The sequence below is a fragment of the Streptomyces albiflavescens genome, from assembly GCF_014645835.1.
Taxonomy (GTDB): domain Bacteria; phylum Actinomycetota; class Actinomycetes; order Streptomycetales; family Streptomycetaceae; genus Streptomyces; species Streptomyces albiflavescens.
Map to the genome: position 1 here is coordinate 567,233 of NZ_BMMM01000002.1, position 25,637 is coordinate 592,869.

At 69.2% G+C, this 25,637-nt stretch carries 18 protein-coding genes; 13 read left to right on the plus strand and 5 right to left on the minus strand.

Annotated elements, in window-relative coordinates; all coding sequences use genetic code 11:
• Positions 1 to 124 precede the first annotated feature (124 nt).
• From folC to IEY95_RS07515, 10 genes are all read left to right on the plus strand, one after another.
• Positions 125 to 1,663 carry a bifunctional tetrahydrofolate synthase/dihydrofolate synthase gene (gene folC, locus IEY95_RS07470; protein WP_189185073.1) on the plus strand — a complete coding sequence of 513 codons (1,539 nt, stop codon included), beginning with the start codon at positions 125 to 127 and terminating at the stop codon, positions 1,661 to 1,663.
• Between the two features lie 5 nt (positions 1,664 to 1,668).
• Complete coding sequence (locus IEY95_RS07475) at positions 1,669 to 2,052, plus strand: DUF4233 domain-containing protein (protein WP_189185074.1); 384 nt, start codon at positions 1,669 to 1,671, stop codon at positions 2,050 to 2,052.
• Positions 2,053 to 2,304: 252 nt separating this feature from the next.
• Positions 2,305 to 2,718 carry a nucleoside-diphosphate kinase gene (ndk, locus tag IEY95_RS07480; RefSeq protein WP_189185075.1) on the plus strand — a complete coding sequence of 138 codons (414 nt, stop codon included), beginning with the start codon at positions 2,305 to 2,307 and terminating at the stop codon, positions 2,716 to 2,718.
• A gap of 375 nt (positions 2,719 to 3,093) precedes the next feature.
• The gene (locus tag IEY95_RS07485; protein ID WP_037747701.1) at positions 3,094 to 4,113 is read left to right on the plus strand and encodes a rod shape-determining protein; all 1,020 of its coding nucleotides are present in this window, start codon (positions 3,094 to 3,096) and stop codon (positions 4,111 to 4,113) included.
• Between the two features lie 254 nt (positions 4,114 to 4,367).
• Entirely contained in the window at positions 4,368 to 5,306 is a 939-nt protein-coding gene (mreC, locus tag IEY95_RS07490) for a rod shape-determining protein MreC (RefSeq protein ID WP_189185076.1), read from the plus strand.
• A gap of 15 nt (positions 5,307 to 5,321) precedes the next feature.
• A complete protein-coding gene (mreD, locus tag IEY95_RS07495; RefSeq protein WP_189185077.1) occupies positions 5,322 to 5,993 on the plus strand; it encodes a rod shape-determining protein MreD in 672 nt (223 codons plus the stop codon).
• A 188-nt stretch (positions 5,994 to 6,181) separates the two neighbouring features.
• Entirely contained in the window at positions 6,182 to 8,443 is a 2,262-nt protein-coding gene (mrdA, locus tag IEY95_RS07500) for a penicillin-binding protein 2 (protein WP_189185078.1), read from the plus strand.
• Positions 8,440 to 9,639 carry a rod shape-determining protein RodA gene (gene rodA / locus IEY95_RS07505; protein ID WP_189185079.1) on the plus strand — a complete coding sequence of 400 codons (1,200 nt, stop codon included), beginning with the start codon at positions 8,440 to 8,442 and terminating at the stop codon, positions 9,637 to 9,639. Before mrdA ends, rodA begins: the two co-directional genes overlap by 4 nt.
• Positions 9,640 to 10,543: 904 nt before the next feature.
• The gene (locus IEY95_RS07510) at positions 10,544 to 12,061 is read left to right on the plus strand and encodes a CYTH and CHAD domain-containing protein (protein WP_189185080.1); all 1,518 of its coding nucleotides are present in this window, start codon (positions 10,544 to 10,546) and stop codon (positions 12,059 to 12,061) included.
• A 70-nt stretch (positions 12,062 to 12,131) separates the two neighbouring features.
• Positions 12,132 to 14,102, plus strand: coding sequence for a TIGR03960 family B12-binding radical SAM protein (locus IEY95_RS07515; RefSeq protein WP_189185081.1), 1,971 nt, complete (start codon positions 12,132 to 12,134; stop codon positions 14,100 to 14,102).
• 218 nt (positions 14,103 to 14,320) lie between these two features.
• Here IEY95_RS07515 and IEY95_RS07520 read toward each other — a convergent pair whose 3' ends face one another.
• The 3 genes from IEY95_RS07520 to IEY95_RS07530 form a co-directional block, all read right to left on the minus strand.
• Positions 14,321 to 14,791, minus strand: a complete 471-nt coding sequence (locus tag IEY95_RS07520; protein ID WP_189185082.1) for a VOC family protein — start codon at positions 14,789 to 14,791, stop codon at positions 14,321 to 14,323.
• Positions 14,792 to 15,050: 259 nt separating this feature from the next.
• Positions 15,051 to 15,308 carry a hypothetical protein gene (locus IEY95_RS07525; protein ID WP_189185083.1) on the minus strand — a complete coding sequence of 86 codons (258 nt, stop codon included), beginning with the start codon at positions 15,306 to 15,308 and terminating at the stop codon, positions 15,051 to 15,053.
• Positions 15,309 to 15,801: 493 nt separating this feature from the next.
• Positions 15,802 to 16,980: a CapA family protein gene (locus IEY95_RS07530; RefSeq protein WP_189185084.1), complete on the minus strand. Its 1,179-nt coding sequence runs from the start codon at positions 16,978 to 16,980 to the stop codon at positions 15,802 to 15,804.
• Positions 16,981 to 17,336: 356 nt separating this feature from the next.
• Here IEY95_RS07530 and IEY95_RS07535 point away from each other — a divergent pair, with 356 nt between their 5' ends.
• Positions 17,337 to 18,176, plus strand: coding sequence for a class I SAM-dependent methyltransferase (locus IEY95_RS07535; RefSeq protein ID WP_189185085.1), 840 nt, complete (start codon positions 17,337 to 17,339; stop codon positions 18,174 to 18,176).
• Between the two features lie 423 nt (positions 18,177 to 18,599).
• Here IEY95_RS07535 and IEY95_RS07540 read toward each other — a convergent pair whose 3' ends face one another.
• Positions 18,600 to 19,295, minus strand: a complete 696-nt coding sequence (locus IEY95_RS07540; protein WP_189185086.1) for a DUF899 domain-containing protein — start codon at positions 19,293 to 19,295, stop codon at positions 18,600 to 18,602.
• A 209-nt stretch (positions 19,296 to 19,504) separates the two neighbouring features.
• Entirely contained in the window at positions 19,505 to 21,151 is a 1,647-nt protein-coding gene (locus IEY95_RS07545; protein ID WP_189185087.1) for an adenosine deaminase family protein, read from the minus strand.
• A 648-nt stretch (positions 21,152 to 21,799) separates the two neighbouring features.
• Between IEY95_RS07545 and IEY95_RS48790 the strand changes: the two genes are divergently transcribed.
• Positions 21,800 to 24,346 carry an amino acid permease gene (locus tag IEY95_RS48790; protein ID WP_229702663.1) on the plus strand — a complete coding sequence of 849 codons (2,547 nt, stop codon included), beginning with the start codon at positions 21,800 to 21,802 and terminating at the stop codon, positions 24,344 to 24,346.
• 212 nt (positions 24,347 to 24,558) lie between these two features.
• Entirely contained in the window at positions 24,559 to 25,257 is a 699-nt protein-coding gene (locus IEY95_RS07555; RefSeq protein WP_189185088.1) for an SDR family oxidoreductase, read from the plus strand.
• Positions 25,258 to 25,637: the final 380 nt, after the last annotated feature.

Here is a 25,637-nt window from a genome sequence, read left to right on the forward strand (position 1 = left end):
GGGGCGCGGGGAACTGCGCGGTCTCTCAGGGGGTCTGGGGGCGCAGCCCCCGGGGACGGGCAGGGGCGGAGGGGGTGAAAACCCCACACGCCCAGACACAGCGGCGGCTCCGTAGACTGGCCTCGTGAGTGACCTCCCCCCGCACGACAGCAGCGCGTCAGACGAGCCGGAGCCGCGCGATCCGCTCGGTCTCTTCGACGAGATCGTCGCGGCCGAGACCGACCGCGACCCCGACCTCGCGGTGATCGAGGCAGGCAGCCGCACCTTGCGCACGCAGGGCGCCGGCGGCCCGCAGGCCGACGTCCCCGCCCGCCCCGCCGACCCCGAGGTCGACAAGGCGCTGCGCGAGGTCGAGGCGGAGCTGGCGACCCGCTGGGGCGAGACCAAGCTGGAGCCGTCGGTCGGCCGTATCGCCGCGCTGGTGGACGTCCTCGGGGAGCCGCAGCGCGCGTACCCCTCGATCCACATCACGGGCACGAACGGCAAGACCTCCACCGCCCGCATGATCGAGGCCCTGCTCGGCGCCTTCGACCTGCGCACCGGCCGCTACACCAGCCCCCACGTGCAGTCGATCACCGAGCGGATCAGCCTCGACGGCGCACCGATCTCCGCCGAGCGGTTCATCGAGACGTACAACGACATCAAGCCGTACGTGGAGATGGTCGACGGGCAGCAGGAGTACCGGCTGTCCTTCTTCGAGGTGCTGACCGGCATGGCCTACGCGGCCTTCGCGGACGCCCCCGTCGACGTCGCCGTCGTCGAGGTCGGCATGGGCGGCAGCTGGGACGCCACCAACGTCATCGACGGGGACGTCGCCGTCGTCACGCCCATCGATCTGGACCACACCGACCGGCTCGGCGAGACGCTCGGCGAGATCGCCACGGAGAAGGCCGGCATCGTCAAGCAGGACGCCACCGTCATCCTGGCGCAGCAGCCGGTGGACGCGGCCCAGGTGCTGCTCAAGAAGGCCGTCGAGGTCGACGCGACGGTGGCCCGGGAGGGCCTGGAGTTCGGGGTGGTCGCGCGGCAGGTCGCCGTGGGCGGGCAGCTGGTGACGCTGCGCGGACTCGGCGGCGAGTACGAAGAGATCTTCCTGCCGCTGCACGGCGCCTACCAGGCGCACAACGCCGCCGTGGCGCTCGCCGCCGTCGAGGCGTTCTTCGGCATCGGTTCCGCGCACTCCCAGCGGCTCGACATCGACACCGTCCGCAAGGGCTTCGCCTCGGTGACCTCGCCGGGCCGCCTGGAGGTCGTACGCCGCTCGCCGACCGTCGTCGTGGACGCCGCGCACAATCCGGCGGGGGCCCGCGCCACCGCCGAGGCCGTCAGCGAGGTCTTCGACTTCAGCCGGTTGATCGGGGTCGTGGGCGCGAGCGGCGACAAGAACGTACGAGGGCTGCTCGAAGCCTTCGAGCCGATCTTCGCCGAGGTCGTCGTCACGCAGAACTCCAGCCATCGCGCGATGGACGCGGACGAGCTGGCCGGGATCGCCGTGGAGGTCTTCGGCGAGGACCGGGTGCAGGTCGAGCCGCGGCTCGACGACGCGCTGGAGGCCGCGATCACGCTCGCCGAGGAAGAGGGCGAGTACGCGGGCGGGGGCGTGCTGGTCACCGGTTCCGTCATCACCGTCGGCGAGGCTCGACTGCTTCTGAGGAGGGGCTGACCGCTGTGCGTACGCTCTGTGCTTCCACGCTGATCGGCGAGTTCTTCGTCATCGGCTTCGCCGGGCTCGTCGCCATGAAGGATCCCGACCTTTCGACCGCCACGGTGTGGACGGTCTGCGGGGTCGTCATGGCGCTGAGCGTGCTGCTGTGCGGCATGATCACGCGGCCTGGGGGTGTCCAGCTCGGCTGGGCGCTGCAGGTCGCGCTGATCGCGAGTGGGTTCGTGGTGCCGTCGATGTTCTTCCTGGGGGCGCTCTTCACCGCGCTGTGGTGGGCGTCGGTGCACTACGGGCGGAAGATCGACGAGGCGAAGGCGAGGTTTGCGGCGCAGGCCGAGACGCAGGCGTCGGCGGCCACACCGGCCGAGGCCGGGGGTAACCCGGCGTAGGGGTGGCCGTTGGGTGCCATCGCCCCCTCCGCCCCTACCCGTCCCGTACCTGTGGGGCTGCAGCCCCCCGGACCCCCCGGTCTGAACGGCCTCGTCCTCAAACGCCGGACGGGCTGAAAGCCAAACGCCGGACGGGCTGAAAGCCAAACGCCGGACGGGCTGAAAGCCAAACGCCGGACGGGCTGAAAGCGCACCCGGCTACGCCCTGTAGCCTCGGTGACCCGCACACTTGTGACCTGAAGGAGCCACCCCGTGAGCCAGCGCACCCTCGTCCTCCTCAAGCCCGACGCCGTTCGTCGCGGCCTGACCGGCGAGATCATCAGCCGTATCGAGCGCAAGGCCGGCTGGCAGATCACCGCGCTCGAGCTGCGGACCCTGGACCAGGACACGCTGGAGCAGCACTACGGCGAGCACAAGGGCAAGCCCTTCTACGAGCCGCTGGTGGAGTTCATGGCGTCCGGGCCCGTCGTGGCGCTGGTCGTCGAGGGCGAGCGCGTGATCGAGGGCCTCAGGGCGCTGGCGGGTCCGACCGACCCGATCGCGGCCGCCCCCGGCTCCATCCGCGGCGACTACGGTGTGATCGTCCGCGAGAACCTGATCCACGCCTCCGACTCCGAGGAGTCCGCCGAGCGCGAGCTGAAGATCTTCTTCCCCGGCTGCGTCTGAGCACCCTCCGGACATCGTCCGAAGTACCGCGCGAGGGCCGTCCGAAGCGTGCCGCGCGGACATCACGCGGAGATCAATTTTCCAAGATTTTTCTGAGGGACCGTCACGTCACTTCGATACCTGACCTGGGACGGCCGATTGTTTTCGGTCGTCCCATGGCATATGCGTGCCGATCGGGGGAACGCGTTCCCCCGATGGACCGTCTCCACAAGCGGGGCGGCCCGTCATCTGCTGACAATGGCGAAGACCCTCGCGCAGTGTTCGGGCAGGCGCGTCTACGATGGAAGCCTTCACGTCGCTGCACCCAACTCGCCGTCCTAAAAAGCCGTCAAAGCTCCACTTGGGAAGGCCAGACGAATCCTGATGGGGAACTCAATGTCGTTCATCGGCCGTGACATGGCTGTCGACCTCGGGACCGCCAACACGCTGGTGTACGTCAGGGGTCGCGGGATCGTACTCAACGAACCGTCCGTCGTCGCGATCAACACCAACACCGGTGGCATCCTCGCGGTCGGCGCGGAGGCGAAGAAGATGATCGGGCGGACGCCGGGCAACATCGTTGCCGTACGCCCGCTGAAGGACGGCGTCATCGCCGACTTCGAGATCACCGAGCGCATGCTCCGCTACTTCATCCTGAAGATCCACAAGCGGCGCTACCTTGCCCGTCCCCGTGTCGTCGTCTGTGTGCCCTCGGGCATCACGGGTGTCGAGCGTCGTGCCGTCATCGAGGCGTCGTCCCAGGCCGGCGCTCGTCAAGTGCACATCATCGAGGAGCCCATGGCCGCGGCCATCGGATCCGGCCTGCCGGTCCACGAGGCCACGGGCAACATGGTGGTGGACATCGGTGGTGGCACCACGGAGGTCGCGGTCATCTCGCTCGGGGGCATCGTCACCGCCCAGTCCATCCGCGTCGCGGGCGACGAGCTGGACAACGCGATCATCCAGCACATCAAGAAGGAGTACAGCCTTCTTCTCGGTGAGCGGACCGCCGAACAGATCAAGATCACGATCGGTTCCGCGTACGACCTCGACAATGACGAACACACCGAAATCCGCGGCCGGGATCTCGTCTCCGGGCTGCCCAAGACCGTCGTCATCTCGGCCGCCGAAGTGCGCAAGGCGATCGAGGAGCCCGTCAACGCCATCGTCGACGCCGTGAAGACGACCCTCGACAAGTGTCCGCCGGAGCTGTCCGGCGATGTGATGGACCGCGGAATCGTTCTGACCGGCGGCGGCGCCCTGCTGCGCGGCCTCGACGAGCGGCTGCGCCGCGAGACGGGTATGCCGATCCACATCGCCGAGGATCCGCTGGACAGCGTGGCGCTCGGATCCGGCAAGTGCGTCGAGGAGTTCGAGGCGCTCCAGCAGGTCCTGGACGCCCAGCCGCGCAGATGAAGTAACACTTCGATTCCGCCGTACGAGATGATCCCTCCTCGTACGGCGGATCGTTGGTATGGAGGCATAAGCTCCTCCGACATAGAGTCATAAGCTCTCCCATAACAGCCCCCACACCAGCCCCACAACGGCCCCCCACACCAGCCACGTACAACAGCCCCCCATAACAGCCTCATCGCACCCGTGGGCATTGTTTCTGCTCGGGGGTACGCCCCTGTTGACCCAATCCAATGAGGAAGGCACGGCCGCCGCACGTGAGGGACACACGAGAGAGCCGGCTGCTCCTGGTGCTGCTGATCGCCATCGCGTTCGCACTGATCACGGTGGACATCCGCGGTGGGCAGGACTCACCGGTCGACGGTGCCCGCCAGGCCGCCGCGACGGTCTTCGGTCCGATCGAGAACGGGGTGTCGTCCGCGGTCAATCCCGTCGGGAACGCGATCTCGGCGGTTCGCGACTCGGGTGACCGGCACGACCGCATCGCCCAACTCGAGCACGACAACACCGAGTTGAAGGCGAAGCTCGGCAGCGACGACCGCAATCGCAGCCGCCTCAAGCAGCTCAACAAGATGATCAATGTGGCGGCCGAGGGCCAGTACGGCATCAAGGGCGCCGAAGTCATCGCCATAGGGGCGGCCCAGGGCTTCTCCTGGACCGTGACCATCGACGTCGGCGCCAACGACGGCATCAAGCGCGACATGACCGTGCTGAACGGCGACGGTCTGGTCGGCCGGGTCACCACCGTCGGGCCGGACACGGCCACGGTGCTGCTCGCCAACGACCCCGATTTCACCGTCGGTACGCGGATGGAATCGAGCGACGAACTCGGCTTCGCCTCCGGGCAGGGCGACCGCCCGCTGCGGGTGGAACTGCTCAACGGCAAGGCGAAGATCAAGAAGGGCGACCGTCTGGTCACCTTCGGCTCGCAGGCCGACAGGCCGTTCGTGCCCGGCGTCCCGGTCGGCGTGGTGTCCCGCGTGGACCCCTCCGGCGGCGGCTTGACCCGCACGATCTACGTCAAGCCCTTCGCCTCGTTCACCAAGCTCGACATCGTCGGTGTCGTCGTCCAAGCCCCCGGCAAGGACCCACGCGACACCGTGCTGCCGCGTAAACCCAAGCCGACGCCCACCCCGACGGTGACGGTGACGGTCACCCCCTCGGAGTCCGCGCCCGTCTACGACGAGCAGCAGTAGGAGGAGCCGAATCCCATGCGTTTCAACCGGATGCTGCTCTCCGCCACCCTGGTGGTCGTCGCCCTGGTGATCCAGGTGAGCGTGCTCGCCCGACTCCACCTCCCGGGCGCCGTCCCGGATCTGGTGCTGCTGACCGTGCTGGCTCTCGCCATGGTCTACGGCCATGTCAGCGGCGCCCTCATCGGCTTCGGCGCGGGCCTGCTCGCCGACCTCGCCCCACCCGCCGACCACGCCGCCGGGCGCTACGCCCTCGTGCTGTGCGTCATCGGCTACCTCGCCGGACTGGCGAAGCCGGAGAACGGCCAGCTCAAGTCCGCGACCGGCCCGATGACCGTGGTCGTCGCCGCCGCGGTCGGCTCCACCCTGCTGTACGCCGGTGTCGGCGCCCTCGTCGGCGACACCGCCGCCCGCCATGTCGGCCTCGGCAGCCTGCTGTTCACGGCCGCCCTCTACGACCTGCTGCTCGCGCCGTTCGTCGTCCCGGTGTTGATGGCGCTGGCCCGGCGCGCCGAGAGCAATCCGCTCTCCGAGACCAGCACGACCGCCACGGCGGCCGACGTCTCCGCGGGCTGGCTGTCGTCCGGCACCGGGCTGCGGATCGGCAGACAGCGCGGCGGGCTGCGGGTGAAGGCCGCCAAGGCGCGCGTCGCCCGTGCGGGTCGCATCAAGGGGGTCAAGCGGCTGTGATGACAGGAGTGAGGACGGGGGTGCGGGCAGCTGCGAGGGCAGTCGCGCGCACAGGTGCGAGGACCGCCGCCGGGGGAGCTCAAGCGCCGCTCGTGTCACGGAAGTTGGCCGACCGCGGCGTCGCCGCGCACAGGTTCACCGTGTACTCGTATGTCTCGTACACACACTGAGAGGGGGAGGCAGCAGCAGTGACCAACATCCCCGAGACCGGTCGGACCCCACGGGTCCAGATCCGACTCGTCGTCATCCAGATTCTCGTACTCTCCCTTCTCGGCACCCTCGGCGGACGCCTCTGGTATCTCCAGATCCGCAATGGCGACGAGTACGCCAAGGAAGCCTCCGGCAACCACGTCCAGCAGGTCGTGCAGCCCGCCGTGCGCGGCTCGATCCTGGACGCGCGCGGTGTGCCGATCGCCGACAACGAGACCCGGCTCGTGGTCTCCGCCTCCCGTACCGACCTGCTGAAGATGAAGGACGACGGCAAGGCCGTCCTCACCAAGCTCGCCGGAGTTCTGGGCATGAAGCCCCAGGACGTCATGGAGAAGGTGCGCCTCTGCGACGCCAAGACTCCGCAGCCCTGCTGGAACGGCTCGCCGTACCAGCCGATCCCCATCACCGACGAGGCGACCACCCAGCAGGCCCTGCAGATCCGCGAGCGCTCCGAGGACTTCCCCGGCATCACCGCGGAGCCGGAGGCTGTGCGCCGCTACGCCGGCCCCGGCAAGTCCAACACCGCGCAGGTGCTCGGCTACCTCTCGCCCGTCACCGACGACGAGATCACCAAGGCCAAGGACAGCGAGTCGCCCTACCTCCGCTCCGACCAGGTCGGCCGCAACGGCCTGGAGCGCGAGTACGACAAGGAGCTGCGCGGCAAGGCCGGCGTCACCCGCTACGAGGTCGACAACCTCGGCCGGGTCATCGGCAAGGCGAAGGCGGACGCCGCCGAGCCCGGCTCGAACCTGGTCACCAGCCTCGACTCCCGGGTCCAGCGGGTCGCCGAGTACGAGCTGAACGAGGCGATGAAGAAGGCCCGCCAGCAGTACGACAAGATCACCAGTGAGTACTACAAGGCCGACTCCGGCGCTGTCGTGGTGATGGAGGCCAAGACAGGCCGGATCGTCGCCATGGCGTCCGCCCCGACCTACGACCCGAACGTCTGGGTCGGCGGCATCTCGGCCAAGGACTACAAGGCGCTCACCGGCAAGAACTCCGACTACCCGCTGCTCAACAGGGCCATACAGGGTCAGGCCGCGCCCGGTTCGACCTTCAAGGTGGTCTCCACGGCCGCCGCGGTCGAGGCCGGCTACGAGTGGGACGGCGGCTATCCGTGCACCAGCTCGTACTCGGTCGGCGGCCAGGTCTTCAAGAACTTCGAGGGCGAGAGCTTCGGCCCCATCTCGCTCGGCCGCGCCCTCGAGGTCTCCTGCGACACCGTTTTCTACGGCCTGGCCGACCGGGAGTGGAAGAAGGACGGCGGCATCAACCCGAAGAAGGGCGAGCCCAAGGACTACTTCTTCAAGGCCGCCCACCAGTTCGGCCTCGGCAAGGAGACCGGCGTCGACCTGCCCAACGAGGTCACCGGCCGCGTCCCCGACCGCCAGTGGAAGGAAAACTACTGGAAGGCCAACAAGGACGCCTGGTGCAAGACCGGCAAGAAGAACGGCTCCTACGTCGAGAAGATCGCGTACGAGAACTGCCTCGAAGGCAACAAGATGCGCGAGGGTGACGAGATCAACTACTCGATCGGCCAGGGCGACACACTCGTCACCCCGATCCAGGAGGCCGTGATCTACGGCGCCGTCGCCAACGGCGGCACCATGTACACCCCGACCATCGGCAAGGCGGTCGTCAGCCCCGACGGAAAGAGCGTCAAGGAGATCAAGCCGAAGGTGAAGGGCAAGCTGCCGGTCAGCAAGTCGACGATCAAGGGCATGGACGAGGCCTTCGCCGGCGTCGTCACCCGCGGTACCGCCGCCTGGAAGTTCGGCGGCTGGCCGCAGAACGAGATCCCCTTGCACGCCAAGACCGGTACGGCCGAGGTCTACGGCAAGCAGACCACGTCCTGGCTGGCCACCTACTCCAAGGACTACACGGTCATCATGACGATCGCCCAGGCCGGTACCGGTTCCGGTGCCTCGGGTGAAGCCGTCCGCAACATCTACAGCGCTCTGTACGGCGTCGCCGCCGACGGCTCCATCGACAAGTCGAAGGCCCTCCTCCCCACCCCGCAGAAGGGCCTGCCGAAGATCCAGAAGGACGGTTCGATCGACGCCCCGGCGATCTCCAAGGACCCGGTCAAGGACCTCCGGGCCGGCGAGACCGACGACTCCGGTAAAACCGACCAGCAGCTGCCCGCGGGCACCACGCCCTCGCCCAGCGGGACCAACCGCGACACCCGAAGGCGCACGGCCCGCCCGAAGAAGAGGCGGAGGATGAGGATCCTGACATGACCGGAGCGAACAACTTCTCCGTCTCCGGGTACGGACCCGAACGCGCGGGCTGGACCCGCCTGTTCGCCCGCGACTCGCTCGCCCGCCGCCTCGACTGGCCGATACTCCTCTCGGCCATCGCGCTCTCGATGATCGGCTCGGCGCTCGTCTACTCGGCGACCCGCAACCGCACCGAGATCAACCAGGGCGATCCGTACTACTTCCTCATCCGCCATCTCATGAACACCGGCATCGGCTTCGCCCTGATGATCGGCACGATCTGGCTCGGTCACCGCACCCTGCGTACGGCCGTGCCGATCCTGTACGGCATCTCGGTCTTCCTGATCCTGCTGGTGCTGACCCCGCTGGGCGCGACGGTCAACGGTGCGCACGCCTGGATCGTCCTGGGCGGCGGCTTTTCCTTGCAGCCCTCGGAGTTCGTGAAGATCACGATCATCCTGGGCATGGCGATGATGCTGGCGGCGCGGGTCGATGCCGGCGACAAGCAGTATCCGGATCACCGCACGGTGCTGCAGTCCCTCGGCCTGGCCGCCGTCCCGATCATGATCGTCCTGCTCATGCCCGACCTCGGCTCGGTCATGGTCATGGTGATCATCATCCTGGGTGTGCTGCTGGCGTCGGGGGCCTCCAACCGCTGGGTCTTCGGCCTGCTCGGTACGGGCGCTCTGGGCGCGATCGCGGTCTGGCAGCTCCACATCCTGGACGAGTACCAGATCAACCGCTTCGCCGCCTTCGCCAACCCCGACCTCGACCCGGCCGGCGTCGGCTACAACACCAACCAGGCCCGCATCGCCATCGGTTCGGGCGGTCTCTTCGGCACGGGCCTCGGCCACGGCTCGCAGACGACGGGCCAGTTCGTCCCCGAACAGCAGACGGACTTCGTCTTCACGGTCGCGGGCGAGGAGCTGGGCTTTGTGGGCGCGGGCCTGATCCTGCTCCTGCTGGGCGTGGTCCTGTGGCGCGCCTGCCGCATCGCCCGCGAGACCACCGAGCTCTACGGCACGATCGTCGCCGCCGGCATCATCGCCTGGTTCGCCTTCCAGTCCTTCGAGAACATCGGCATGACCCTCGGCATCATGCCGGTCGCGGGCCTCCCCCTGCCCTTCGTCTCCTACGGCGGCTCGTCGATGTTCGCGGTGTGGGTGGCGGTGGGGTTGCTGCAGTCGATCAGGGTGCAGCGGCCCATGTCGGCGTAGGACGGGTAGGGGGCGGGTTTCTTCGCCCCCTCCGCCCCTACCCGTCCCATCCACCTGGGGCTCCGCCCCAGACCCGGCGCGGGGGGCTCAGGCTCCGCCCCAGACCCTGCGCGGGGGGCTCAGGCTCCGCCCCAGACCCTGCGCGGGGGGCTCAGGCTCCGCCCCAGACCCGGCGCGGGGGGCTCAGGCTCCGCCCCAGACCCTGCGCGGGGGGCTCAGGCTCCGCCCCAGACCCGGCGCGGGGGGCTCAGGCTCCGCCCCAGACCCTGCGCGGGGGGCTCAGGCTCAGTCCTAGAACCCCGGCCGGGGGGCTGCCTCCTGCGCCCCAGTGCGGGGCTTCGCCCCCGTTCCCGCCCCCGTTCCCGCCCCCGTTCCCGCCCCCGTTCCCGCCCCCGTTCCCGCTCCTGTCCCCACTTCTGTCCCCGCCCCCTGTCCCCGCCCCCTGTCCCCACCCCTGTCCCCACCCCCGTCCCCACCCCCGTCCCCACCCCCGTCCCCACCCCCGGGGCTCCGCCCCAGAGCCCGCCAGACGCTCGGCCCTAGATTCCCGGGGCGGGGCTCGGCTCTGCGTCCCGCCCCGGGGTTTTGCGCGCCCGTCTCCGCCAGGGGGCTCGGCTCTGCGTCCCACCCGCGGCCGTCTCCGCCAGGGGCTCTGCCCTGCACCCCACCCCGGGGCAGCTTCGCCAGCGGGCTCGGCCCCCTGGACCCCCGCTCCTCACACTCCGTCGGGGGCTGTCGCCAGCCCGTCCGGCGTGTGAGGACGAGGCCGTCAAGGCCGATGGCGGGGGTCTGGGGGCGGCAACCCCCAGGTACGGGACGGGCAGGGGCGGAGGGGGCGAAAACCGTTCCTTCCCGGCAGGCTCCGGCACTGCCATCCTGGCCCCGCTGCCACTAGATTCATGTCATGGCGGACACCAAGCGCGAGATCGAGCGAAAGTACGAGGGTCCCCCGGCCGGCGAAGACGCGAGACTGCCAGACCTGACCGGAGTCTCCGGAGTCTCGGGTGTCGTCGACAAGGGCGTCGCCGAGCTCGACGCCACCTACTACGACACCCCCGACCAGCGGCTCGCCGCAGCCTCCCTCACCCTCCGCCGCCGCACCGGCGGCGACGACGCGGGCTGGCACCTCAAACTCCCCGTCTCCGAGGGCGTACGCGACGAGATCCACGCCCCGCTCTCCGACACCGTGCCCCGCTCCCTGACCAGCCTCGTCCGCTCCCGGATCCGCGACGCCGAACTCGTCCCCGTCGTACGCCTGCTGTCCGCCCGAGACATCCGCCACCTCGTGGACGCCTCCGGCGCCCTCCTCGCCGAGGTCAGCCTCGACCGCGTCCACGCCGAGCGGCTCAGCGGAGGCGAAGGCACCGCCGATTGGACCGAGATCGAGGTGGAGCTCGCGGACGACGGCGACCCCGCGTTCCTCGACAAGGTCGAGAAGAAGCTCCGCAAGGCGGGCCTCAGCCGCTCCTCCTCGCCCTCCAAGCTGGCGAGGGCGCTGGGGGAGACCGGCAAGCGCAAGAAGGTAGCCGCGGCCCCCGTCGAGAAGGATCCGGTCACGGCCGGCGACCACGTCCTCGCGTACGTCCGCACCCAGCGCGACGCGATCGTCGAACTGGACCCCGCCGTCCGCCGCGACGTCTACGACTCCGTGCACAGCATGCGCGTCGCCACCCGCAGGATGCGCAGCACGTTCCGCTCGTACGGCAAGGTCCTGGACCGCACCGTCACCGACCCCATCGGCGACGAGCTGAAGTGGCTGGCCGGCGAACTCGGCATCGACCGCGACCAGGAGGTGCTCACCGAGCGGCTCACGGAGGCGCTCGACAACCTGCCCCGCACCCTGCTCTCCGGCCCGGTCCGCGCCCGCCTGCACACCTGGTCCCACGCCCGCCACGGAGGCTCCCGGAGCCGCCTGATCGCCGTACTGGACGGAAAGCGGTACCTGAACCTGCTGACCGCGCTCGACGCGATCGTCTCCGACCCGCCGCTGCTCGAGGCGGCGTCCCAAGACCCCGCGAAGGTGATCGCGAAGGCTGTCCGCAAGGCCTACCAAAAGGTCTCCGACCTGGTCGGACAGGCCCTCGACCTACCGCCGGGCACCGACCGCGACCTGGCGATGCACGAGGCCCGCAAGAAGGCCAAGCGCACCCGGTACGCGGCCGAGACAGCCGCACCGGCCCTGGGCAAACCCTCGTCCGAGCTGGTCAAGTCGATGAAGTCGCTGCAGACCCTGCTCGGCGACCACCAGGACAGCGTGATGGCCCGCGAGGCACTGCTCGCACTGTCCGCCCAGGCGTACGCGGCGGGGGAGAGCTCCTTCACATACGGGGTGCTGTACGGGCGCGAGGAGCAGCGGGCGGCGGCGGTCGAGGCCGCGCTGCCGGAGGCGTGGGAGGCCATCGAGGGGCAGGGCGCGGTCTGACGGTGCGGTGGGTCCCTCCGGCCGCGTTAGGCTAGATGGTCACCCCTGCCAGCTCACGAAGGTTCGCGAGATGTCTGCCGAATCCGCTGTGTCGGTCTTCCCGCAGCTCGAAGCTCTGCTCCCGCATGTGCAGAAGCCGATCCAGTACGTCGGCGGAGAGCTCAACTCCACGGTCAAGCCCTGGGACGCCTGCGACGTCCGCTGGGCGCTGATGTACCCCGACGCGTACGAGGTGGGGCTGCCCAACCAGGGCGTCATGATCCTCTATGAGGTACTGAACGAGCGCGAGGGCGTCCTCGCCGAGCGCACCTACAGCGTCTGGCCGGACCTGGAGGAGCTGATGCGCGAGCACCAGGTTCCCCAGTTCACGGTGGACAGCCACCGCCCGGTGAAGGCCTTCGACGTCTTCGGCCTGTCCTTCTCCACGGAGCTGGGCTACACGAACATGCTGACGGCCCTGGACCTGGCCGGGATCCCCCTGGAGTCCAAGGACCGTACGCTCGACGACCCGATCGTCCTGGCCGGCGGCCACGCGGCCTTCAACCCCGAGCCGATCGCCGACTTCATCGACGCGGCGATCGTCGGCGACGGCGAACAGGCCGTGCTCGACATGACCGAGATCATCCGCGCCTGGAAGGCGGAGGGCCGGCCGGGAGGCCGCGAGGAGGTCCTCTTCCGTCTGGCGAAGACGGGCAACGTCTACATCCCGGCGTTCTACGACGTCGAGTACCTCCCCGACGGCCGCATCGCCCGCGTGGTTCCCAACAAGTCGGGCGTCCCGTGGCGCGTGTCCAAGCACACGGTCATGGACCTCGACGAGTGGCCGTACCCCAAGCAGCCGCTGGTCCCGCTGGCCGAGACCGTCCACGAGCGCATGTCGGTCGAGATCTTCCGCGGCTGCACGCGCGGCTGCCGCTTCTGCCAGGCGGGCATGATCACGCGCCCCGTGCGCGAGCGCTCGATCACCGGCATCGGCGACATGGTGGAGAAGGGCCTGAAGGCAACGGGCTTCGAGGAAGTGGGCCTCCTTTCGTTGTCGTCGGCCGACCACTCGGAGATCGGCGACATCGCCAAGGGCCTGGCGGACAGGTACGAGGAAGACAAGATCGGCCTCTCCCTCCCCTCCACCCGCGTGGACGCCTTCAACGTGGACCTGGCGAACGAGCTGACCCGCAACGGCCGCCGCTCGGGCCTGACGTTCGCGCCGGAGGGCGGCAGCGAGCGCATGCGCAAGGTCATCAACAAGATGGTCTCGGAGGAGGACCTGATCCGCACGGTCTCCACCGCCTACGGCAACGGCTGGCGCCAGGTGAAGCTGTACTTCATGTGCGGCCTGCCGACGGAGACCGACGAGGACGTCCTCCAGATCGCCGACATGGCGATGAACGTGATCGCCGAGGGCCGCAAGGTCTCCGGCCAGAACGACATCCGCTGCACGGTGTCGATCGGCGGCTTCGTCCCGAAGCCCCACACCCCCTTCCAGTGGGCCCCGCAGCTTTCGGCGGAGGAAACGGACGCCCGCCTGGAGAAGCTGAGGGACAAGATCCGCGGCGACAAGAAGTACGGCCGCTCCATCGGCTTCCGCTACCACGACGGCAAGCCCGGCATCGTCGAGGGCCTGCTCTCCCGCGGCGACCGCCGCATCGGCTCCGTCATCCGCGCGGTCTACGAGGACGGCGGCCGCTTCGACGGCTGGCGCGAGCACTTCTCGTACGACCGCTGGATGGCCTGCGCCGAGAAGACCCTCCCCGCCTTCGGCGTGGACGTCGACTGGTACACGACCCGCGAGCGCACGTACGAGGAAGTCCTCCCCTGGGACCACCTCGACTCCGGCCTCGACAAGGACTGGCTCTGGGAGGACTGGCAGGACGCCCTCGACGAGACCGAGGTCGAGGACTGCCGCTGGACTCCTTGCTTCGACTGCGGCGTCTGTCCTCAGATGGACACGCACATCCAGATCGGCCCGACCGGGAAGAAGCTGCTGCCTCTGACGGTCAAGAACGCTGGTCCGACGCCCGCTGCGAGCGGTCACACCCACTGAGGCTTATGCGAGGCTGTGTGGCTTTTGAGCCCCTTCCCGTCTGGGAGGGGGCTCTCGGCGTGGTGGCGTTCGAGCCCGTTGATCTGGCGCTGTGAGGCCCTCGACGGAGCCGAACCTCAACTTTCTGTAAGAGGCAGGCACACAGTGCATGGGGTCAGAACCCTCGTGGCTGGGGCGGTCGGCCGCACGACGACGGCGCACGAGCGGAACGCGGTAGGTCAGGCCGGGGCGTCGGCGTCCTGAACGGAGGCTGTGAACGCCTCGGGGCCCTGCTCCGCCGCCGCCGGGTCCATCCACATGACCTGCCAGCCGTGGCCGTCGAGGTCGAAGAAGCTGCGTGAGTACATGAAGCCGTAGTCCTCGGCGCCATCCGCCTCGGAGCCGCCCGCCGCGAGCGCAGCGGCGCTGACCGTATCGACTTCATCGCGGGATGACACGCTGAAGCAGTACAGCGCCAGCGTGTGCGTGGTGGGATCGGCCATCGGCAGTTTCGCGAACTCCGCGAACTTCTCGCGGCTGAGCAGCATGACGAAGGCGTGCTCGCCGACCAGCATGCAGGCGGCGGTCTCGTCGGTGAACATCGGGTTGAAGCTGAACCCGAGCTTGGCGAAGAACGCCTTGCTGAGCTCGAGGTCCGCTACGGGGATGTTCACGAACAGCATGCGGCCGGGGTGTGCGGGATTGGTCATGGTGGGTCTCCAGTCGGTGGCTCGATGGCGTACGTCCTGGTAGACCGGCCCAGCCGGCGGAACTCATCGGTGGATCTCGGCCAGGTCGCCGTCGCAGCGTTGATCAAGTCCACAGCCGCAGCTCAGAGACCCGGCCCTTCACTTCTTCGGCTCCTGGTGGAGGTGGCCCGCCCGTCGACACACGTGCCGTGCCTATGCGTGCTCTTGCCCGGCCGGGACCCTTGCACCCTCTGTGGCTGAGGCCGGTTGGCTGGCTTGGTCAAGTGTCTTCGGGATCCAGCTCGAACGTGAAGTAGATGCTCAGACAGTAGGGCTCGTCCTCGTCGTGGAAGAAATCCCACGACACGTCAGACAGGCGTATCTTCTGATCTCGCACCCACTCATGGGCTTTCTTGAAGGCTTCCGCGGCAGTTGTGGCGACGAATAGCTTCCTGGCCATGGGATGCACGCCAGTCTCAGCGTCCGAATCGTCGAAACCCTCCGGAACGTCCAGGCAGAAGTTGGGATCCAGCACCATGGAGTGCCCCCTTTCCCGTCGGTTTACCAGTACGAGTCGAAAGAGGCTGGGCCTCTGAGCGCGACGCTTGGTAAGACCGCCGCACACCTTGGGAGGGTTGCTTCCGCCGACCATACGGCGGAGGTGACGCAGTCGGTGTCCTGGGCCGCCCCGATCGCAGCGGTCGCATCCGGCGCGTTTTGACACTTTCGCGGCGGTGAGCGGCCGTGCCGCGGGTACGCACACCGGGCGGTGGCGCACGACCTCGCGAGTCTTCCCGTCGTCGGTGACGCCCCCCATGCACCTGCTCCTGCGAGCAGGTCGACGACACATCGACAAGCTCTTCCGGGAGGGAATGCAGCGACTGGAAGGTCTGTGCCGCGGCAGCTGACGCCCGCGCGTCGCCCTACCGGGTTCCGGACAGCCACTTGTCCTCAGCTGGACACGCACATCCAAATCGGCCCGACGGGCAAGAAGTTGCTGAGTCCATGGGCTCGGTGGCGCCGACGCCCGGCTACGGGCGCTGGATCGTCCCGTCCGCCGAGATGTGGGCGGCGTGCGAGCCGAAGTCCTCCTCCGACACGCTGGAGACGAGGTCGATCGCCTCGCCGCCCGGCTCCGGCGTGCCGGGCTCCACGATCTGGGTCGGGCGCAGGCGCCCGGACACGTAGGTGCCGTCGGCGCGGAGGGTCAGTTGCAGCACGCCGCTGGTGGAGAGTGTGCCGCCGAGGCCGAGCACCTTGTAGCCGGAGAAGTTGCCCATGCTGTAGGCGATCAGTCGGCCTTTGTAGAACTCCATTCCTCGCATCACGTGCGGGCCGCTGCCCACGACGAGGTCGGCGCCGGCGTCGATCACCGCACGGCTGAAGCGGTAGCAGTCGCCGCGGTTCTCGCCGAGGAAGTACTCGGTGCCGGGCTCTACGTGGGTGCGGTCCGAACCCTCCGCACCGGCGTGCATCGTGACGATCACGATGTCCGCCATCTTTGCGGCGCGGGCGGTGAGTCGTTTTGCGGCGGGGATGTCCGTGAGGTCGCTCGCCCCTCGGTCGGGAGCGAACCCGACCAGCGCGACCCGGATGCCGTGTACCCGCTGGACGGTGATCTGGCCCAGGCGGCCGGTGAACGGCAGGTTCACGGAGCGTAGGGCGGCGAACGTCTCGAGCCGCCCCTCCGCCCCGAAGTCGTCGATGTGATTGTTCGCCGTGTTCATGACCGTGAACCCGGCCTTCTTGAACCAACGGGCGTAGGACGGCGGGGCGTGGAACGCGAAGCAGTTCGGGCCGCCGATGTCGTCGCACTTGCTGGTGCCGCCGGTGGCGAGTGTGCCCTCCAGGTTCCCGAGCACCACATCGCCGGTGAGCAGGTCGTCGACAGGGTCGAAGAACGAGGCGCCGCCATCCGGCGGCAGGTCGTCCGGCAGCGAGCCCATCACGACGTCTCCCACCGCGGCGATCCGCACATTGCCGGTAGGGTGCGGCGGCGCCGGCGCGCCGGACTTCGTAGTCCCGGTCGTCCGCAGGGGGGTCTGGGCAGAGCCGATGGAGGCTGCGTCCTCGGAGCCGACGCGGAACGCGAACGCCGCAACGACCACCACGCCGATCCCGACCAGGCCGAGGGCGAACGGGCGGTGACGGCGTACCGCCTTCTGCCGCTCGCTCCGCTGCTGAGGGCGCTGTTCGTCGGACCTGGTCACCGGCTCATGCTACGAAGCGGGCACCCTTCCTTCACGGAGGGTCATCCGCTGGCGTGTTCCCGACGGCGTTCCCGTTCGCGCTCGACGCCGCCCGCGCCGCCTCGCGGCACCGGCCACCAAAGTCGCTCGCCCCCGGTGGCTCCGGTGGAGTGGCCTCCTTGCTCGTCGGGACGCCCGGGCCGCTGATGGAGATGGGCCAATCGGCCGCTGTTTACGGAGCTGACGGCGGGGTGTCCTCGGACCAACGCACGCTGTCCGAACCCCGAGGAAACCGCCACATGACCACACAGACGCCCCGCTCATGGGTCGGTATCGACGACTCCGCCGACCTTCGTGTCATGGCTAACCTGCTCCGCATGCCTGACAACACCACGCACACGAAGCGCGACGACAGGCCCGAGGAGTCCCGGCGGGCGCTGCTGAGCCGGACGTTCGACGAAGATGCGGAGCTGTACGACCGGGCCAGGCCCGGATATCCGCCGGAGCTGTACGACGACCTCGCGCAACTCGCGGGTGCCGGCCCAGGCGGCCGCGTACTGGAGGTGGGCTGCGGGACCGGCCAGGCGACGGTGCCTCTGGCCGGGCGGGGCTGCCGGATTACGGCCGTCGAAGCGGGACCGAACATGGCCAAGGTCGCCCGCCGCAACCTGGCCGGGGTCACGGCGGTGGAGGTAGTGACGGCGGAGTTCGAGGCCTGGCCGCTGCCGGAGGAACCGTTCGACGCGGTCGTCTCGGCCACGGCGTTCCACTGGATCGACCCGATGGTGCGGATGGCCAAGGCCGCCGATGCGCTACGTCCGGGTGGGGCGCTCGCCGTGGTGCGCAGTCAGCATGTGATGGGCGGCACCGAGGAGTTCTTCGTCGAGGTCCAGCGCTGCTACGAGCGCTTCGACCCGGAGACGCGGCCCGGACTACGGCCTCCTGCGGCCGCCGACATTGACGGCTCGGACCATGCAAAAGAGGTGGAACGAAGCGGCCGGTTCGGCCCCACGGTCTTCCGCCGCTACGAGCAGGATCTCACCTACACCACGTCGGAGTATCTGGAGGTGTTGGGGACCTACTCCGGCCACCGAGCTCTTCCGGATGCCGCCAGGAGCGGACTGCTGGGGTCCATCGCGGGCCTGATCGATGGGCGATACGGCGGCCGGGTGACCAAGCGTTATCTCATCGAGTTGGGGGTGTCACACAGGTGGTGACGCCGCCCGGCGCCATCGATGGCGCCGGGGCGCGCCGTCCCCCGGCGGCTGCTGCACCGGGCAGGCCGGCGACACCGTCCCCGGCCGCAGCGGGTTGCAGCTGCGGCCGACCACGCTTCGCCGGCCTGTGGCGGGAGGTGCCGTGCGGCAGCGGAGTACGGCAACCACCACAACCGAAGGTGGCCATCCACGGCCGCCGGTGACCGCACGACCGGCGTCCTTGACCGCACGGCCGCCGGTGGCCGCACGGCCGGCGTCCTGGACCCCAACGACCTTGTGGCTCGAAGTCGGGGACGACGAGTCTGTGCCAGGCCCGCACAAGCGCGGCACCCACGTGCCGGGCGTCAGCGACGCCGGGCGATGGTCACCCCGGCGCGCACCGGTGGCATCACCGAGTCCACCTGCTCATGGGCCGTGATCAGTTCAGCCGTCGCCGGTGCCCGAGCCGTAGAGCGCGGCGATGTCCTCGGACGTCGCCCACCGGCTGTAGGTGGGCGACTGAGGCCAGCCCTCGGGCGAGTCCTGCCATTGCTCCTGCCGTCCGTACGGCAGGACATCGATCAGCGCGAAGGTGTGACTGAGCTGCTCGGTACCCCGACCGTTGGTGTGCCAGGTGCGATAGACGGTGTCGCCGTCGCGCAGGAACACGTTGACCGCGAATCCTCCGTCGGGCGGTGCGCCGACGTCGGCCCCGAAGGAGCTGTTGGCGGTCGAGTACCACGTCATCCGGTTGCCGACCCGCTGCTTATAGGCGAGTGCCTCTTTGATCGGGCCCTGGGTGACGATGACGAATCGCGCATCGTAGTTGTCCAGGAACCCCAGGCGGGTGTACTGCGAAGTGAACCCCGTGCAGCCCGGGCACTGCCATTCCTTGCCGGCGAACCACATGTGGTTGTAGACGATCAGTTGCCTCTTGTCTTCGAAGATGTCCGCCAGCCGAACGGGGCCGTCCTCGCCCTCGAGGGTGTAGTCGGGCATCTCTACCATCGGCAGGCGACGGCGCTCGGCGGCAATGGCGTCGAGCTCCCGCGTCGCGGCCTTCTCCCGGGCACGCAGTGCCTCGAGCCGGCGCTCCCAGGTTGCGGCGTCGACGACGGGTGGTAGTGCGTGGGTGGTCATGGTCCCCTCACAGAGCTCGTGCGCAGCTTTCGCTTGTGCAGAGGTAGACCCCACCGGGCCCCGGAACTCATCGGTCGCCGGCCGACGAGGCAGCGGGACGACGACCGTCGCAACACGGTCCTGCTCAAGACTCTGATCCACACTCACTGCTCGTCCTCGCTCGACGATGCGTCAGAGGAGACCTGGTCGTCCGTCGTGTCGGTGCCGGATCATCGTGCGGATCCGACGAGCGCGCCGGCGGTGCGGGACCCTGTCCTTGGCGCCCCGGCGCCGAATGTCCGTTCAAAGGCGCGGAAAGCGTCCTCCTGCTTCCACTCCACCGTGCCCTTGGCACTGGACGCGAGGAGCAGGGCGCAGCGCCGGCTGGGGGTGGGGTCGCCGAGGCGGTCTCCGGCGCACTCCGGGACGACCTGGAAGCCGTCGCGGTCGCGCCACAGGCTGCGGCCCTTCAGGAAGCCGTACTCCAGGGAGGTGCGGGCCAAGTCCTTCAGCACCCGGTAGTCCAGCTGGTAGGTGAGCGCGGCCCGCTCGTACTCGCGGCTGATGTCGGTCCGCTCGACGCCTTGGTCGTCGGTGGCCAGGGCGACCGGAACGCCGTATCTCCGGAACAGCGGGAAGGGGTGAGCCGGGCCCGTGACGCCGAGGACCTGCGCGTTGCTGGTGAGCGGGACTTCCACCAGCACATGCTGCCGGGCCATCAGGCGCAGCAGTTCCGGGTAGTCGTCCTCATGGCGGATGTCGACCCCGTGGCCGACGCGGTCGGTGCGGGCGGTGAGCACCGCGTCGCGGACGTGGAAGCGCAAATCCTCGGGCTTGACCAGGCCGGGGACAAGCTCTCCCGCGTGCAGGGTGAGGGGAACGGCGGGATACACACCGCGCAGGTAGTTCAGCATGCGCATGTGCAGGCGGTAGTCGGCGACCGCCACCGGATCCTCCTCGGGCCCCACGAGGTTCAGCGAGACGAAACGGGGGTCGCGCCGGGCCAGTTCCACGCCGAGCAGCATCTGGGCGAAAACCAGTTCGGGCGGTCCGCCCCGGTCCACCTGGGCGATGAACCGCACCGGCAGCGCGCACCCGGCGTCGGGGTGGTCGGTGTCGCAGTGCGCGGCGGCACGGAACTCCTCGATCAGCGAGTCCGTCTCGCTCATCGCCTGCTGGACGACGGCGTCCATGCCGCCGTCGGCCAGCATCTTCTCGCGCAGCCGGGCCAGGTCACTGTCGTACCCGACTTTGGCGGCAAGGGCGGCAGCGGCCGACCAGGCGGGGGTCCACATGGTCTCGAGGTAGAACTGGTGCTGCTGCGCGGCCGAGGTGGCGACCTGGGCCAGCAGCCGTCCGGGGTGGAGTCCGGTGACCGCGCCGAATTTTCCGAAGGTGGCGAAGAAGTGGTCGTGGCTGCTCTCGCCCTGACCGGGCGTGAAGTCCTGCATGGACCAGGCACGGATGACCTGGCGCCGGAAGGCGGGGTCGGTGACGGTGTCGGCCGCCGGGCGGGTGTTGCCCGTGCAGGGCGGCGCGCCAGCGGTGAGGGTGGTCGTGTCGATGCAGTAGCCGGCCTCGACAGCGATTCTCAGCAGCAGCTCGGTGGTCGCCGCGCCCGAAAGATGGTTGTGGAGGTCTGCGCCCTTGGGCAGGGCCCTGAAGAAAGCGGCCAGCGCCTCGGGGCGGTCGCGTACGTCTCGCAGGTACGCCGAGACGCGGGCCTCGGCGTGCGTGGGCCCGTTCGGTTCCTTCCCCGCGGCCTGGGACAGCTGAGTGGGTGTCAGGGCCAGCGCCAGTGCGGCGCTCAGGACCGGTGCGAGCCGGGCGGTGCGGCGCCGCGCGGGAGACAGGGCTGAGGGAGGCATGCCGGTCATCCTCCGGCAGTCGGACCGCGACCCGAATATCCGACATGCCGCTTGTCACCCGGGCGACGCATCCGACTGAATCGGGCCGGGTTCGGTGGAGACTCCCTTACGAGGGAAGGTCGTTTTATGCCGGAGGAAAGGCAGGGTGAAGACAACCGGCCGCGATTCCTCAGAAGCAGTCAGAGGGCCTCGGTTTCACCGTGAAGAGTGGGCGGAGCCGGCGGCGCTTCGACGGCGGAGATCCCGCCTTCGCGAGGCGAGGCACGGAGCACTGCGCCACGGCGATCAAGGGCGGCCGGTGGAGGCTTCAGGAAGGGCGGCCGGTGGAGGCTTCAGGAATGGCTGTACCAGCTCGACGCCGGCTCCGAGTTCCGCGGCTGGGCCTGGTGGGACCTTGTGTGGTCTGCCAGTGACAGGGCGCTTACCTGCGTGGACACCTGGGCGAATCCCTCGATGAGCCTGTGCCCGCGGTGAGCTGGGGTCCGCCCCCGGATGGACACGGGACGGCAGCTTTTCTGCTGCCCCTGCGCTGTTGCGGAGAGGAGTGGCTCGGCGTTGGAATCAAGTGTGAGGCTCTTTGGCGGCGTCGTGTCCGCCGGCCGCCCCGCTCCCGGGACGGGGGCCGGCCGGAAGGGGCTCAAGAACGACGCTCTGGGCATGTTCTCCTCGGTGGTCATGGGCCTGGCCTCCACCGGTCCGGCGTACAGCCTCGCCGCCGCGCTGGGCATCATCGTGGCGGGGGTCGGACTGCAGGCCCCGATCGTCACCATGCTGGCGTTCATCCCGATGGTGCTGGTCGCGTACGCCTTCCGGGAGCTCAACGCGAGCAACGCCGACTGCGGGACCACCTTCACCTGGGCCACCCGCGCCTTCGGCCCGCGCACCGGCTGGATGGGCGGATGGGGCCTCATCGTCGCCAACATCATCGTCATGGTGAACCTCGCCGAGATCGCCGGTGCCTACAGCTTCTGGTTGGTGGGCCTGAACGAACTGGGGGAGAACCGGCTGTGGACCACCGTGGCGGGCATCGTCTGGATCGCCTTGATGACCGCGATCTGCTACGTCGGCATCGAGTTCTCGGCGGCTGTCCAGCGCTGGCTGCTGTGCCTGGAAGTGGTGATGCTGATCGTGTTCGCCGTCGCCGCGCTGGTCAGGGTCTACACCGACCCGCCCTCGACGGCGATCCACGTTTCCGCCTCCTGGTTCAACCCCTTCGAAGTGCCCTCGGCCAAGGCCCTGACCTCGGGCATTCTCGCGGGGGTCTTCATCTACTGGGGCTGGGACACCGCATTCTCGGTCAACGAGGAAACCATCGAGAGCACGCGCATCCCAGGGCGCGCAGCGATCACGTCCACCGTGCTGCTCCTGATCATGTACGCGCTGGTGGCCACTTCGACGCAGGCGTTCGCGGGAGTCGGCACCTCGGGCATCGGGCTGGGCAACGCGCAGAACTCGGACGATGTGTTCTCCGGACTGGGCGAGGCCGTGTTCGGGAGCCACGACACGGGACTGGTCCTGTCGAGACTGCTGATCCTGATGGTGCTGACCTCCGCGTTGGCCTCCGCCCAGACCACCATCCTGCCCCTGGCGAGGACCGTCTTCTCCATGGCGGTCCACAAGGCCGTCCCCTCCCGGTTCGCCCTGATCCACCGCAGGTTCCTCACCCCGACCTGGGGGACCCTCGGCATGGGAGCGGCCTCGATCGCCTTGCTGGTCCTGATGACGTCGTTCAGCCAGAACGTCCTGGCCGACTCGATCGACTCGGTCGGTCTCGCGATCGCGTTCCAGTACGGACTGACCGGCTTCGCCTGCGTCTGGTACCACCGCAAGGTCCTCACCCGTAGCGGCAAAGACCTGGTCGTCAAGGGCGTGCTGCCGGGGCTCGGCGCGCTGATCATGCTCATGCTGTTCCTCTACGCCGCTTTCGTCGTCTACGCGAACCCCGGGTACGGCTCGACCACGGTCGACCTGCCGCTGATCGGAAGGACGGGAGGGGTCACCGTCCTGGGCCTGGGCGCCCTGCTGATCGGTCTCCTGCTGATGCCGGTGGTCACCCGTGGCCACGCCGTGGCCCTCAAACTCCAGCGGAGCCTGCTTCCGCGCCACCTGCCCCGCCACGCCGCCGTTGACTCAGCGAGTCGCTACCTGCCCGCCGACAGCGGGTCCGGGGTGGGCGGCGACTGGTACGACGTCATCCCCCTGTCGGGCACCCGGGTCGGCCTGGTCGTCGGGGACGTGCGCGGTCACGGCCTGCGCGCCGCGGCCACCATGGGACGCCTGAGCACGGGTGTGCGCGTCCTGGCCCGGCTGGACCTGAGCCCGGACGAGCTCCTGTCCCGCCTGGACGACCTGGTCGAGCAGACCGCGCACGAGGACAGAGTCGGCCACGGACTGGGCCGCCTGCGGCCGCACGCCGACCAGGCACTGGGCGTGACCTGCCTGTACGCGGTGTACAACCCCGTCTTCGGGAAGTGCAGCCTGGCGCGGGCCGGGGACTCGGTGCTGGCGGTCGTCGAACCGCACACGGGCGTCGTCGACTATCCGGAGCTGCCGCCAGGACCGCCGCTGGGAATCGGTGGCCCGCCCTACCAGAGCACGGAACTGGAGCTTCCGCCGGGCAGTCTCGTCGCCCTCTTCACGGACGGCCTCCTGCAGGCGACCGACGGTCGTGGCGCCGGGCTCGCGCAGCTGTCCCACGTACTCGCGGGCGACCGAAAGTCCCTGGAAGAACTGTGCGACCGGGCGGTGGCCACCCTGCTGCCCGGGCCGGTGGACGTGGACGCGACGCTGCTCATGGTCCGCACGCGCCTGTTGGACCGGAACCAGTTCGCCCAGTGGGAAGTGCCCCCGGACCCGGCAGCGGTGGCCACCATCCGCACCGCCGTCAGCAAGCAGCTCCGCGACTGGGAGCTGGACGACCTGACGTTCACCAGCGAACTCATCGTCAGCGAACTGGTCACCAACGCCATCCGCTACGTCGGCGGCCCGATCCAGGTCCGCGTGATCCGCGACCGGACCCTGATCTGCGAGGTCTCCGACACCGGCCACACCTCGCCCAATCTGCGGCACGCCGCGAGCGACGACGAGGGAGGCCGGGGCCTGTTCATCATCGCCCAGATGACCCACCACTGGGGCACGCGCTACACACCCACCGGCAAGACCATCTGGACCGACCAGGACCTGCCCCCGGCGGACGGCCAGTAGCCGCCCCCGCTTCAACCCGGACGGCGCCTCCTGCCGCGCGCTCGGCAATCGGCCGCCTGGGCTCGGAGAAGGGGTACCTCGCGGGTGGGACGGTCGGCAGGAGGGGAGCGTCTGTTGTCCCTCGCGGTCGGGTGGCAGGTGGATCAGCCGCTGTCCCGGGTCTAGCGTCGGAGGAAGGGAGTCCTCCACATCCGCTCGCAGGGAGGGTGATCATGGACATCCAGGGTTCGGCAGCACTGGTCACGGGAGCCAACCGCGGCATCGGGTTGGCCTTCGCCCAGGCACTGCTCGCTCACGGCGCCGCCAAGGTGTACGCAGGTGTCCGGGAGCCGGAGACCGTCCGAGATCCCGGACTCACCCCGCTGCGGCTGGACGTCACCGACGAGGAGCAGGTCGCCGCGGCTGCCCGTGCCGCCGACGATGTCAGCATCGTCATCAACAACGCCGGGGTCTCCGGTGGCCCGTCCCTCTTCGAGGGGTCGTTCGACGGTGCCAGGCGCGAGATGGAGGTCAACTACTTCGGCACCTGGGCCGTCTCGCGTGCGTTCGCGCCCGTGCTGGCCGCCCATGGCGGGGGAGCGCTGGTCAACATGCTGTCCGTGGCGTCGTGGGTGGCCAACAGGCGGCTTCCGAGCTACGCGGCCTCCAAGTCCGCCCAGTGGTCGCTGACGAACGCCTTCCGACTGGCGCTGCGGGAGCAGGGCACGCTGGTGGTCGGCGTGCATGCCGGCTACGTGGACACCGACTTGGCGGCGGACATCGACGCCCCGAAGATCCTTGCGGCCGACGTGGCCGAGAAGACGATGGCCGCGCTGCTCGCCGACGAACCCGAAGTGCTGGTCGACGAGGCCACCCGTCACGTACGCGCCGCGCTCTCGGGGGAACTGGAGGCGCTGTACGCCGATCGGTGACCGCCCCGGCGTCGGCTTGCGGTGGGTGACTTCGAGACTCGGGCACCGCCTCACCGCGGTGCTCTGGTGGCCAGGGCGGCTGTGCATGGCTGTCTGCCCTGGTTGAGGCCAGGCAGGGTGAGCGAGAAGGAGGTGGCCGCTGCGTCGGCCGCTGTCGGTGATTCTGGTCGTGGGCTGTCGACGCAGCAGTGCGGGCGTCGTACGCCTCTGCCGGGCCCCGCAGGCGCCACAGAAATCCACTCGTCGTGGAGTGGGTCCGAGGCGCCTGCCGGGCTCACTGCTCCCCTCACCGTGTGAGGAGCTCCATGTTCCCTGCCCCGTAGCGGTCGCCGGCTGGGAGGGGTTCACTCCCTTGTCCGCCGCGATCCGCTGTCCGCCGC